Here is a 13,050-nt window from a genome sequence, read left to right on the forward strand (position 1 = left end):
TCTTCATACCATAAATTAAAATATTTCTGGGTTGTTTCTTTTTGCTCTATATCAGCATTTTTTCTTATATCTACATCACTCATCAATTTACTCCTCTTCATATTTTTATAAAGGGCTAAACCTCTCAGCCTAGCCCCTCTTCACATCTACATATTCGCATTAAAATTTTGAATACTTTGTCTTAGAATATACACCACTTGTCTTAATCAACTTCTTATATTTGGTGTATACTTTCTTTGGCAATCTCAATGTCACCGTCTTATTGACTGCCAAACCTTTCTTGCCGACATATTCCAGAGTAGAACCATTAATCTTGAGAATCTTAATGGATGTACACTGGTAAAATGCTTTTGCTCCGATTCTTCTTATGCTTGATGGTAATGTCAAATTCTCAAGGTTCTTACACTGAGTAAACGCACAAGTACTGATAACTGATACTCTCTTTCCAAACTTAACAGTCTCCAGATTCGGACACTGATAGAATGCATATTTGCCTACATAGGTTACATTATTACCAATTGCAATACTTACAATATCTTCATTCTGATAGAAAGCTTTTGCCTGAATGGATGTTACTTTATAAGCTTTACCACTGATAGATACTGCTGATGGAATCTTGATCTCTACTTCTTCTTTTGCGAGTCCAATAACACTTACTTCTTTAGCACCTGTAACCTTATATTTGAGATCACCAACAGAATATACATCTCCAACCTGCGGTGTACCAATCTTTGCAGTAACTATATCAGAATCTGCGCCCTGATATTTCTTGCCATCTACGGAACAAACACCCACTACTTTGTAAGAGTATTCTGTTCCTGGTTCTACATCTTCATCTGTCCAGAGAATCTTTGTTGTCTTTTTAATCTGCTTGTACTCTGTATCTGATGTAGCTTTACGATATACCAGATAATAATCTGTGTTCTCTGCTCTATCCCATGACAGATCAATAGAGTTCTTCTGGACTTCTGCTGTTAAACTTGTAACCTTATTAGGCTTGATTACCGTCCAAACTGCATTGACTGTAATATCTGCGGTAACTTTTGAGAAATCCTTGTCCCATGATAATTCATATCCATTTCTATTGATAAATGGATATTCTGCTGCATCACCAGATTTTACTTTTTCTGTCTTAACAATCTTGCCACGATCTTTAAATGTAACGGTGTATTTATTTGTTTCTGATGGACTTACAATGATTGTTGTGTTACCGCCGCCGTTATCTTTCTTTGTCCATACTGCATTGATTACCATATCTTCTTGGATATTGGTATAGTCAGCATCCCATGAAAGTGTGTAGCCATCTTTTGCTGATAATGTTGGTGGTGTTGCATTCTGTCCCTTTGTTACATATTCTGTTTTCTGAGTACGTCCATTATCCTTGAATATTACCTTGTAATCTGCTGATATAAACTTAATATTATTTGCTTTTGCATATGATTCTGCCGCACTGTCTTTGTATCCGTAAATAGTAAGATTACGGCAATATTTAAACACATCTGAACCAATGTAAGTAACTGATTTTGGAATAGAGATTTTTGTTAAATCATAGCAATTATAAAATGCATTATCGTCAATTTCTGTAACTTTTTCTGGCACTGAAAATTCTGTCAAATTCGTATTTGCAAAAGCACCATTGGGTATGTTGGTTATATTTTGCGGATAATTAAATGAAGTAATACCTGTACCTTCAAATGCTTCACTTTCTATGCTTGTAATTGTAGATGGTAATGTGATTTCTGTTAAATTACTGCAACTGCAAAAAGCCTGGTAGCCTATCGTTTCTACTCCTTCAGGAATTGTAACTTTCTTAACCGCATTACTTCCTAACTCAGGAATACTCTTCAAACTTAATGGGAATATAATTTCGGCGTTACAACCTCCAAATGCAACATTTCCTAGCGATGTAAGTTTACTTGGTAATACGATTTTTTCCAAAGATGTGCAACCAGAAAATGCGGCATTTCCTATTGTTGTTATTGAGTCTGAAAAAGCAATATTAGTTAATGCAGTACAATTTTCAAATGCATAATCTTCAATTCTTTTTACAGAATTCGGTATTTTCAATTCTTTTAATGTGGAACATTTAGATAATGCATCCCAGCCTATTACCTCTAAAGTATCTGGCAATATAATACTTTCCACATTAGTAAATCCAGAAAAAGATCCGTCCCCTAAATATGTTATATTCCCATTAAAAATAATTTTCTTAATTTTACTCTTATCTATGGATGACCAATCAATAGCAGCGTCATATGTTTCGCCTGTACCTGTAATTGTTATCGTATCACCATCTATTGTTGCCGTTGCATTATCGCCAACTTTTATTGCAGGTTTCTCTGGACGATTATCATAATTTGGTGTTACTTTTACTGATACATGATCTCCATTTACATTAGTTGCAAAAACATAAATGTCTACCGCATCTTCATCTGGAATGTCTACAGTTATCCATTTTCCACTGTCAACATCAATTTCTCCATCCTGCCTTTCGGAATCATATACAGGTTGTTCACTATCTTTTCCTACACACTCTGCATAATATGTAACATCTTTGTTAGATGTGCACCAAAAACGATACTCGTAATGTCCATTCCAATATTGTTCATTTTCATCAATTTGTAAATTTATGGCAGACAATTTAGGAATAGTTTCTGTCTTTGTTGCATTGCATCTCCAACAAGTATATTTAATTTCGCCTTCCTCTGTTTCTGTTGCTTGTTTAGTTATTACTCCGTTATTCCACTTATGACCATATGCAGGAATTTCTTCTTTACTTGATTCATCTATTACTCCGCAAATATTGCATTTGTTAGCTTTTATTCCTTTTTCTGTACAGGTTGGTTCCTTTATTGTTTCTTTTTCAGAACTTAATTCATGCTCATTCTCTTTTATAAATTCAAATGTAATTTGATTTTTTTGATCCGCACTTAACGAATCATAATACTTTTTTGCATATGAACAACTATAACTTATTATTTTTGTTAGGTTTCGGCATCCTCTAAATGCATCTGAAAATAACTCTGTTTTAGCTCCATTAATCGTTATTGTTGTTAAACGCCAACAATTATCAAAGGCAGTAGAACTTATACATGAAACATTTTCTGGTATCGAAATTTCTGTGAGAAGTTTGCAATTTTCAAACATCATTCCGGGTATACTTGCAGAAAATCCCTTTTCAAAATTGACTTTTCTTAAATTGGTACAATTTCTAAAAGCTCCACTTATATCAAAACCATCATCTTTAATCTCTTTTAAAGAAGCAGGCAATGTAATTTCTGTTAGACTATTGCAATTAGAAAAAGCACCTACACCCAATGTTTTCAAATTCGATGGTAAGATAATTTCTTTTAAATTTTTACAATTATTAAAAGATTCATCTCCTAATCTTTTTAATGAAGAAGGTAAATCTATTTCTTCAAGATTATCACAGTCCAAAAATATTTCATCTGGAATATCAGTTAAACAATCTGGTAAAATGACATTTTTTAAACTATCACAATTTCCAAAACATCTTCTACCAATAGATTTAATATTTTCTGGTATAGTTATCTCCGTTAATCCACAATCATCGAAACTATAATCTCCTAATTCTTCCAATTCATCAGGTAAAATAATTGCTTCGATATTACATCCCCCAAAAGCATAATCACCAATTTTTTTAATCGAAGATCCCAATGATATATTGACAGAATTAAAGTCATCATATTTTGTATATCCATATAAAAAATAATTTCCTACACTTGTAACTTTATCAGAAATAATTATCTTCTTTATAATAATATTTCCACCTGGATTTTGCAATTTTGTAAATGGATTTTTTTTCTCACCTGAATTTGAATCCCATCCATCCTCCATATAATCCCACATATCACCAGTACCAGAAATAGTGGCAGTCCCTGTAGAATAATCAAAATCAACCCAAACATTATCACCCATTTGTACATGAGTTTCTGTTGGTTCTTCCCCCTCACCAACAGCATCCGTATCAAACTGATCCACATCATCATTCTCTACTTCTGGCACATCTTCTGCATCATCACTGAACTGTACAGTATCTTGTCCCATACCATCAGAAAAATCCGCTGCACTTGCCACAGTAAATGGTTCTATAATCATCGTACTGGCAAGCAAAAAAGCTAACACTTTCTTCTTCATTCTGTCATCCTCTTTTCTCTGTTTCTTTTAAAAAAGACATTACCCCAAACATACTTGAAGCAATGTCTTAATTATCATAGTTGCAACTGGCTGTCATACATTCGCTTAGACCCTGTAGTTTTGCGTCACCAGATTTCTCTGGCTATGCCGTATTTGATTGTATAATACATTTCACATAAAATTCACAATTTGATTATACTACTGCTATATGTAATGTGCAATTTTTTTGTCGTAATACTTCGACATTTTGTATTTACTATCACATTTCTGTAATACTTACATTATATTCGTTATTACGAAGATATTCAAGTATAAGAATCTATTTTATGGTAATAATATCAAATATCTTTGAAGGAACAGCCATGATAGATTACAGCCCATTCTGGGAAACATTAAAGAAAACAAATGAAAATTGGTATACTTTGACAAGCAAGCATCATATGTCTCATAGCACTTTGCATCGTCTTAAACATAATCAAGACATCTCTATGAAGACTGTTAATGACTTGTGCCGTATTCTGCACTGTCAGATACAGGATATTTGTGTCTATGTTCCTTCTGATGAAGATCAACCTCTATGATAATATATCATGCTCTCAGAACGCTTCTCAAACCTTGTATTTCGCTTTATAATGGAGTTTTATGTACCATATGAAGATTTCCTCATATGTGAATCATTCGTTCTTAAAATTTAATATACGTGTTTATGGGGGCGGTAGTTTTACATTAAAGATTACCGCTCGGCAGCAGCCATATAAAACGTAAAAAAATAGGCATACCAAGGATTGTATCTCCCTGATATGCCTATAATTATCTCAGTATATTACGCACTGCTTTCCAAGCATAATATTAAACATCCAACTCCATATACATCGGATCATTTTTAGCGATCTCCGCCCGTCTTTCTTTCTTCATAAATTCCAAAAATGGATTGAATAAATTCCTCTCATAAAATCTTTTCGCTTTTTTATCAGCATACAATATTATATATCTAATAGTTGCATATTCCTGCGAAATTTTCACACAACGGCTTATCACATCACACATAATCGAATCACTTAAATAACGATGCTCATCAGGATTCTCTTCTTCTTGCGATTCTACATCCATATGCATTTTTTGATATCTTTCGTCTACTGCAAAAACATCTATTTTTAATGCAGGAATAGTCTGCATATGATTTGTTTGTTCAAAAAATATCCCTGATGCAGCTAACGAATATACAGCGATTATATCTCCTGTTTTTTTATCTACTACTTTATATGGTAAGCCCTCATCAGTATCTATCATTTTTTCTTTTATTCCATAAATATTTACCTCATGTATGAGTTCCTTATGAAAAAAATGATCTAACTTTTTATTTCCACAGGAAAAAGCTTGAAGTTTACCTAAATCTTCAAGCTTAATCAAACTGTGTTCATATTCTACTTGTTCACCGTACGCATAACTCATTTATTTTTTCACAGATGTTACCTTGTCAACTTTAGATTTCCTGTTAAATCTCCTCAGAGCATCTGCACTTGAAAAAGCTTTCTTTGTGAAAAAATCGGATGCTTTATTACTGTCTAAAACAAACGCACCAGTTATAGGTTTAGATATAGCTGCCATTGTATCATCCCTTTCTTTTTTGATATTATTAATGTTGTTCATATAAATATCTCCTTTTTATAGTTACATTAATACCTACACAAAAGTTACGATATTTATATATTCTATCTATTCCTACACTTAATATACCATGAACGTAAGTTGTTTTCAATAATTGTTATTTTTTTAACATGCTATATTAATACGGTTCTACTCGCACCGTAAGCAGTTTCTCATATATGTATTCCGGTATCTTATCTCTGTATTTTGACACCGTAATTGCAATGTCACATTCTTTGAACTTCTTATAATCTGCAAATGCTTCTTCTATTGTATCCCTATATGGTAAATCAATTATATCTTCTGTACCAAAATAAGTAATCTGTCCGTAATATTTATTGACTTTACCATTGTATCTTACTCCAAGAGGCAGCACATTGTCTGGTGTTTCACCATCTTTATAATGCTTTTTACTGTTAGCAAGTAATGTATTTAACCCTTGTGGCAGAATACAGATTGTCTTTGAAGAATATATCTTACTTCCATTACCAAATAAATCCTTGTCTACAGCCATTGATTCGCCTGGTACTTTATAATACAATTCCAAGTATCTCTTGACGAACAACTGCGGATTATCTTTCCATTCTTGACACATTTCAACATCATCATAACACTTGTGCGCACTCTCACTGTTATTTTCACCTTTACATCGACTGGAAATAGAACCATACGCAGTCATTGCTTGATTCTTGGCATTGTTGACATACTCAATATATTCCTGCTCATAGCCTAATTCTTGCCATGTAATCTTACCTGCTTTCAGATTTCTAAAATCCTTATCAGAAACATAGAGCAGATTCTTATACCAATTATCATCAAAGTCACCATTCTTATGCCATATCTTATGTCTGAATTTATACGGTTTCAGAAAACTTCTTGCTACTAATTCTTCAGAGCTGGTTTCTCTCTTCCAAGTTTCAATTATCGTTTTCCCAGTCTTTTTCCCTCTAACTTTTTCTTCTATTCGTTCTATCTCATAAACTGTATAATGGCATTGCCCCTGTTTGTGTTCATAAAATTTATTCTTATTTGGGTTTCTATGGTTATTTACGCATCTTCCGTAATTAGATATCCAATAGTTTTCTGTCTGCGGTACTCTTACAAATACTTCAAACGCACTGATTAATTTATATTTAATTGGATATTCTACAGGCAGCATATCTGTTAGTGGTATCTCTGCCAGATTTTTATTTTCATCAAGAATATATTGCATCTTCATTTTTGTATTATTTAATTCCATTACTTCTCTAATCCTTTCTCATCTATATTATTATCAGCAGCAGTTGTCCTGTCAGCCATTGGACACCACTCAGGGATTGTCTCAGGTAAGTTATCCTCGCCCAGTTTACCCATCAGATTTGTTCTATTTCTATTGTCACAATAATACATTTTCTTATTGATAGCATAGCATTTTACATATTCACAATCTTTACATCTCATTACTCTTCTTCTCCTTCTTCGTATTCGTCATCTTTATTATTTGCTTCTTCTTTGAGATAATCTCCATACGCTTCGCAAGCACGATTTAACACAGTACCAGATTTAAACTTTGCCTTATATCTTTCTGGAATCTCATACACATTTTTTCCTGTTCTTTCCATCCCAGGACATGCTGTTCTTTCTTTATAAAATTTAGGCTTTACAGTGAAGTATCCTAATAATACCAGTTTATCTCCATTTGTTAAAATATCCTCTATTGTGCGAAGCATATAACGGATTGTCCAGTATGTATTCCAGTAATCTCCACCTATCCTATTTTTTGGTATTCTCTCATATTCTTTGAATCTATTAGCTTCTCTCATTTTATCATGTACCATTTTGGTAAATTCTGTTTCATATATTGTTTTGTTCATCGTCTTTTCCTCCTTGTTTTTGTTCTATGAAATTATCATTTCTTTGACAATATTTTTAAGCACTAAAATAAGCCCACGTACCTGTCGTTATTCAAGTACATGGACTTATTCAGATGTTTAAATGTTTTGTTATTGTTATAGATGTAATGCTATATTCTGTGGTGTAAATTTGGTGTAGTTACACACTCCTAACACCCATTTTCCCTTGATTTTACGCGCTAAAATTGAAAATGTGATATTATAGTGCATATTATTCAAAAATACAAGGGGTATTTGATCTTTTTTGTGAATTTTTATTGATTTTTTGAAATTCACTTGATTTTACTGACCTTTTCGGCATCATACGTATCTTATGACATTTCACTTATGCATTTATATATTCATGTATCTTTTTAACGTGCATAAAAATATAATAAAAACAATATCACTATGACAATTTCATTGTAATTATCTCATAAAGTAATGAAATAATTCCAGATATTCGTTCTCTATTTCTTCAAATGTCCTGACTTTATAGTCTATCGTAATATGTACCTCTGGCTGCTGTTTGGTTTGCTTTTCATTCAGAAGATAAGTCAGGTCGAACCAGAGCATATCGTCATCAATTTCTATTAACTTTTTTTCTTCCTCAGACGTTAATAGATTTCCAAGATATTTCTGATAAATCAGGTTCAATAGATTCTCTTCCTGTTCTTTATAGCCTGTAAGAGTCTTTTTAAATGGTCTTGGTACGTCAGATAAATAGCATTCACTGGCGTCATGAAGAAGACAGGCAAATGCTATACGGTTGGAATATCCTCTTGCCAAAGCTTCTCTGGCACAGTTAATACAATGTTGTCCTACGGAAAAAAATGTTTTTACCTGTCCATTTCCGCGACAAATCAAAGATAACGCATGTGCAATATCCTCTATGCAGATCAAATCTGAAATTGGATGCACCGGATCAATATGTTTTCCTGTATAAGTTGTGATATAATCGCTCATGTTTATTTTCTCCTGTTCTCTCGGCTAACCGGCAGTCCCAATGGCAAAAAAATTCCCTCTTCACAGTCTTTTTCCGGAGAATTCTCAATTATCACGTTACGAATATTCTGCATTCGTTCATCTAGAGCCGCACTCTGTCTTGCACAGTCAGAAAGCTCCTCCTGAAGAAACTTCACCTGGTCAGTAGATATGTTTTTCTTATATCTCATTTTATGCTCAAGGCTTGCCCAGAAATCCATTGCAATTGTACGAAGCTGCACTTCAACTGTCACAAGCTTCTTTGTATTTTGCAAGAAAATAGGAACTTGTACAATCAGATGAAGACTCCTGTATCCACTTGGTTTTGGATTTTCAATATAATCTTTTTTCTCAACCAGTGTAATGTCATCCTGATTCAGGAAACTCTCTGCAATCTCATAAATATCATCAGGAAAAGAGCAAATCACGCGAACTCCCGCAATATCAGTGATATTTTTCTCTATAGAATCCAGTGTCAGTGGAATATTCTTGTTTCGTATTTTTCGTAACAGACTGTCATAAGATTTTACCCTTGTCTTAATACTTTCGATAGGGTTCTTATCATATTGAAGAGAATATTCCTGATTTAATACTTTAAATTTTGTCTCAATTTCCATGATTGCACATTTATAATAAGACATTAATAAATCCATTGGTTTTTTATTTTTCTCAAGCATTTCAAGAAATTCATCGGAAAGCAGGCTGTTTCGTACAAATTCATCCTTTTTCCGCTCTATAAGGTTTCGTCTCTGCTCTTTAAAATCCTTCAATTCTTCTCTGGTTATCATATTCGTATCATCCTCATTATAATATAAAAAACTGTAGCAACCAGATCATAGCTGCTACAGTCATTTTACCATAAATTTCTTTATTATTTAACTATTAATATTCTGAAGTAAAGAGTTCATTTCCTGGTATAGAAGTTCCTTCGTGGAAGCGCCCATAACAATTGATACAAATGGCTTGCCATAAGCATTCTGTGTAAGAATCGCCAGACAGTTACCGGCAGTACCTGTTGTACCTGTTTTTCCGCCCAGAATGGTAACATCTTTTGGCGCAGTTGCCTCTCCTGTAAGATAATGATCAGTTGCCGTAAGGGTTGTGCTTAGCTGGCTTCCATCTACTCCGGTATAAGTTACTGTGTAAGATGGTAATTCTGTAATCTCTGTAAATTCAGGATATGTAAATGCCTCATTCAACATCAGATAAATATCATACGGAGTTGTATAATGATTTTCATCCTGCAATCCATGCGGATTCGTAAAATGTGTTCCTGTGCATCCAAGTCTGGCAGCATAATCATTCATCATCTGCACAAAATTCTCTGTAGTGCCACCGACATATTCAGCTATAGCAGAAGCTGCATCATTTCCTGAATATACTAATAAACAGTGAAGGAGCTGATCCAGAGTAACCTGGTCGCCTGCCACAAATCCGCATACCTGAGATCCTTCTTCCAGAGTAACATTCTCCTGAGTAATGGTTACCATATCATCCAGCTTTCCACTCTGTAATGCAAGCATTGCGGTCATGATTTTTGTAATACTCGCAGGATATACTTTATCATAAATTCCATTTGCATATAAAACCTTGTGATTACTCAGGCTGAATAATAATCCCTTTTGCCCGTCTTCCAAAGTTGCATTTTTTATACGGTCAACATCTCCCTTTGCGGAAACACACAATTTCTGTGCAAAAGACTGTGTCCTCATATTTTCTTTAGATGCAAGTGCATTTGTAAAGACTTCTGAGGAATCAAAAGCCCTTTCTGGTGTTCCGAAGTAATTTCCACTTAATATATTCCATCCATAAAATGCACCACCAATAACTACAAGAATTGCAAACAGCCCTACCAAAGTTCCACAGATGCTCTTTAATATCCGCCTTTTTTTCTGATATTTTGCACGCTGTAACGCCTTATGTTCCTCCGTCTGCCTGGACGGCATCTGGGATTTTGGGAGTTTTACAGTATGTACAGGTCTGGAATTTTGGTTTCGAATAGTTTTGTCTTCTTGTGCACGCTTGTATGGCGTGGCTGATTTATACGGAGTAGCTGATTTTCTTTCCTGTATTTGATTTGAAGATTCCTTTCTTTTTCTCATAAGTAATCCTCTCTCCTGTCAATCTCTTTTTGTATGATTTCCTTGTTATATGTACTGCTTTGGAGTCCCACATTAATCACAATTCCCATACCAATATACAAGCTTACAAGTGAAGTCAATCCATAGCTTACAAAGGGAAGCGGAGTTCCGGTATTTGGCGCAAGACCTGTTGCAACACAAATATTAATAAAACTCTGTAGTGCGATCAGACCACCCATTCCGCAACATAGAATCCTCCCAGACAAATCTTTTGCCCGAAGACTCATCCGGATGCACTCAAATGATATCGCAAGCAGCAGCAATACGATTACCACGCATCCGATAAATCCATATTCCTCACCTGCAACCGCAAAAATAAAGTCAGTCTGATTTTCAGATACAAAATTACCCTGATTGACAGAAGTCGTACTGTCATCACCACTTAACTTTTTGCCAACCAATTCGCCTGAAGCAATCGCAGTTTTGGAATTATTCTGCTGTTCAATATCATCAGAATACTCCTCGTTTTCCGGATATAAGAAAGACATAATACGATTTCTCTGATAATCTTTGAGCAATTTCTGATCTGGCTGAACAACAATTGATAAAAAGATAATCAGAAGAGGAACTGCAATAAGCAATGCACCACCAATGATTTTATAACTCAATCCTGCGATATAAATCATAATACAAAAGATTACCACAACCGTAATCGTATTTTTCAGGTCAGGCTGTTGTAAGATCAAAAATAATGGAACTGCCAGCAATACGGCAGATAATGCCAGTGTTTTTAATGTATTCAGAGTTTCTTCATGATCCATGAAAAATTTTGCAAAAAATATAATCAGGATGATTTTAGATAACTCTGTCGGCTGGAATCGGAAAGATCCAATACCGATCCATCTGGCAGCACCGTTGGCGCTGTCACCAGCAATACGCACAACCAGCAGCATTATAATATTGAAGCCATACATAATCCACTGAAAGTTCATAATCCAGGAATAATCCATCAAGGAAAGGACTAACATAATTATAATTCCCAGCACTACACCGGCAAACTGTTTTGACCTCAGATCCGGAGCAGCAGTTCCTACTAATGTAACTCCAATCAGGCTGATTGCAATTAAAAAAAGAATCAGCCTGAAATTGTAAAATCTTAATTTATATTGCTTTAACATAATTTATCTATCCTTTTTATTCAAAACAGGAATACACACATAAAGCATTGCCGGCTCCTGTGTAATCTGAATTTTTATCTGTTTTTCATCGATGGTAAGGTATTTCTTTACGGTATGTATCATATCATTCCGCAACATTTTCATCATCTGTGGTGAGCAGTCAATCCGTTCTGAGATCAGCAAAAGTTTCATTCGGTCTCTTGCATATCCTGCTGAACGCTTCTTTTCTTTAAAAAAAGCTTTCACACAGATTCCCTCCTTACGATTTAATTGTTTTTGAAAATATTACTTAGCCTTCTGAAAAATCCCTGTTTCCTGTTAATATCAACAAATGGAATCTCTTCTCCGAGAATACGTTTGCAGATGTTCATATATTCATCTTCCGCCTGAGAAGCTTTCCCGGAGAGAGGTTCTCCCTGGTTGGTCGCGATCACAATCTGTTCATCATCCAGAATTGTTCCAATGAGATCAACTGCAAGAATTTCTGTCACATCCTCCACAGACATCATATCACCTCTTGTAATCATATCCGGTCGCAGGCGATTAATGATCAGACGGATATCATGAATGTCATTTGCTTCGAGAAGACCGATAATCCTGTCTGCATCCCTGATTGCAGATACCTCCGGAGTAGTAACCACCAATGCTTTATCAGCACCGGCAATCGCATTCTTAAATCCCTGCTCTATTCCCGCCGGGCAGTCCAAAAGAATATAGTCAAACTGTTCTCTCAAATCATCGGTCAGTTTTATCATCTGTTCTGGTGATACAGCAGATTTATCCTTTGTCTGCGCAGATGGCAGCAGGCAAAGATCCGGATGTCTTTTATCCTTAATCAACGCCTGTCGCAAGCGGCAGCTCCCATTAATTACATCTACCAGATTATAGACAATCCTGTTTTCCAGACCCAGAACAACATCCAGATTTCTCAGCCCTATATCTGTATCCACCACCACAACTTTCTTGCCAAGCATAGCCAGGCCTGTCCCGATATTGGCAACAGTAGTAGTTTTCCCTACTCCGCCTTTTCCGGAAGTGATCACAATGACTTCACTCATAGTTACATTTCCTCCTGAAAAAATTTTCCACTCTCCTGGTATTCTCGTGTATTGTGATTTTGCAATTACCACT

13 protein-coding genes and 1 riboswitch are annotated in these 13,050 nt (G+C 34.9%); of the genes, 1 reads left to right on the forward strand and 12 read right to left on the reverse strand.

The genetic code is table 11. The annotated features are described in order from the left end of the window. Nucleotides 1-159: 159 nt before the first annotated feature. Nucleotides 160-4,158: a leucine-rich repeat protein gene (locus WKT11_RS18380; RefSeq protein WP_117677398.1), complete on the reverse strand. Its 3,999-nt coding sequence runs from the start codon at nucleotides 4,156-4,158 to the stop codon at nucleotides 160-162. 78 nt (nucleotides 4,159-4,236) lie between these two features. Continuing rightward, nucleotides 4,237-4,317, reverse strand: a riboswitch (cyclic di-GMP riboswitch). A gap of 203 nt (nucleotides 4,318-4,520) precedes the next feature. Here WKT11_RS18380 and WKT11_RS18385 point away from each other — a divergent pair. After that, nucleotides 4,521-4,739, forward strand: coding sequence for a helix-turn-helix domain-containing protein (locus WKT11_RS18385; protein WP_082419112.1), 219 nt, complete (start codon nucleotides 4,521-4,523; stop codon nucleotides 4,737-4,739). Nucleotides 4,740-5,007: 268 nt separating this feature from the next. On the opposite strand, the gene WKT11_RS18390 is transcribed toward WKT11_RS18385, so the two are convergent. The 11 genes from WKT11_RS18390 to minD form a co-directional block, all read right to left on the reverse strand. Continuing rightward, entirely contained in the window at nucleotides 5,008-5,568 is a 561-nt protein-coding gene (locus WKT11_RS18390) for a hypothetical protein (protein ID WP_147421028.1), read from the reverse strand. A gap of 42 nt (nucleotides 5,569-5,610) precedes the next feature. After that, nucleotides 5,611-5,808, reverse strand: a complete 198-nt coding sequence (locus tag WKT11_RS18395) for a hypothetical protein (protein WP_340285491.1) — start codon at nucleotides 5,806-5,808, stop codon at nucleotides 5,611-5,613. A gap of 136 nt (nucleotides 5,809-5,944) precedes the next feature. Next, on the reverse strand, nucleotides 5,945-7,045 hold the full coding sequence (locus WKT11_RS18400; RefSeq protein ID WP_117677401.1) for a hypothetical protein: 1,101 nt from the start codon (nucleotides 7,043-7,045) through the stop codon (nucleotides 5,945-5,947). Next, entirely contained in the window at nucleotides 7,045-7,245 is a 201-nt protein-coding gene (locus WKT11_RS18405) for a hypothetical protein (RefSeq protein ID WP_117677402.1), read from the reverse strand. Before WKT11_RS18405 ends, WKT11_RS18400 begins: the two co-directional genes overlap by 1 nt. After that, a complete protein-coding gene (locus WKT11_RS18410; RefSeq protein ID WP_117677403.1) occupies nucleotides 7,245-7,658 on the reverse strand; it encodes an HU family DNA-binding protein in 414 nt (137 codons plus the stop codon). Before WKT11_RS18410 ends, WKT11_RS18405 begins: the two co-directional genes overlap by 1 nt. 447 nt (nucleotides 7,659-8,105) lie before the next feature. After that, the gene (locus tag WKT11_RS18415; RefSeq protein ID WP_117677404.1) at nucleotides 8,106-8,642 is read right to left on the reverse strand and encodes a hypothetical protein; all 537 of its coding nucleotides are present in this window, start codon (nucleotides 8,640-8,642) and stop codon (nucleotides 8,106-8,108) included. 2 nt (nucleotides 8,643-8,644) lie between these two features. After that, nucleotides 8,645-9,448: a GTP pyrophosphokinase gene (locus WKT11_RS18420; protein WP_117677405.1), complete on the reverse strand. Its 804-nt coding sequence runs from the start codon at nucleotides 9,446-9,448 to the stop codon at nucleotides 8,645-8,647. Between the two features lie 87 nt (nucleotides 9,449-9,535). Next, nucleotides 9,536-10,762 (reverse strand): D-alanyl-D-alanine carboxypeptidase family protein, encoded by a 1,227-nt coding sequence (locus tag WKT11_RS18425; RefSeq protein ID WP_340285496.1) that lies wholly within the window; start codon nucleotides 10,760-10,762, stop codon nucleotides 9,536-9,538. Beyond that, nucleotides 10,759-11,919: an FtsW/RodA/SpoVE family cell cycle protein gene (locus WKT11_RS18430; RefSeq protein WP_117677406.1), complete on the reverse strand. Its 1,161-nt coding sequence runs from the start codon at nucleotides 11,917-11,919 to the stop codon at nucleotides 10,759-10,761. The genes WKT11_RS18425 and WKT11_RS18430 overlap by 4 nt, the downstream gene beginning before the upstream one ends. A gap of 3 nt (nucleotides 11,920-11,922) precedes the next feature. Continuing rightward, nucleotides 11,923-12,165 (reverse strand): cell division topological specificity factor MinE, encoded by a 243-nt coding sequence (minE, locus tag WKT11_RS18435; RefSeq protein WP_117677407.1) that lies wholly within the window; start codon nucleotides 12,163-12,165, stop codon nucleotides 11,923-11,925. Between the two features lie 20 nt (nucleotides 12,166-12,185). After that, nucleotides 12,186-12,977 carry a septum site-determining protein MinD gene (minD, locus tag WKT11_RS18440; RefSeq protein WP_117677408.1) on the reverse strand — a complete coding sequence of 264 codons (792 nt, stop codon included), beginning with the start codon at nucleotides 12,975-12,977 and terminating at the stop codon, nucleotides 12,186-12,188. Nucleotides 12,978-13,050: the final 73 nt, after the last annotated feature.

Origin of the sequence: Blautia sp. HCN-1074 (assembly GCF_037890165.1) — a bacterium.
Classification (GTDB): domain Bacteria; phylum Bacillota; class Clostridia; order Lachnospirales; family Lachnospiraceae; genus Blautia_A.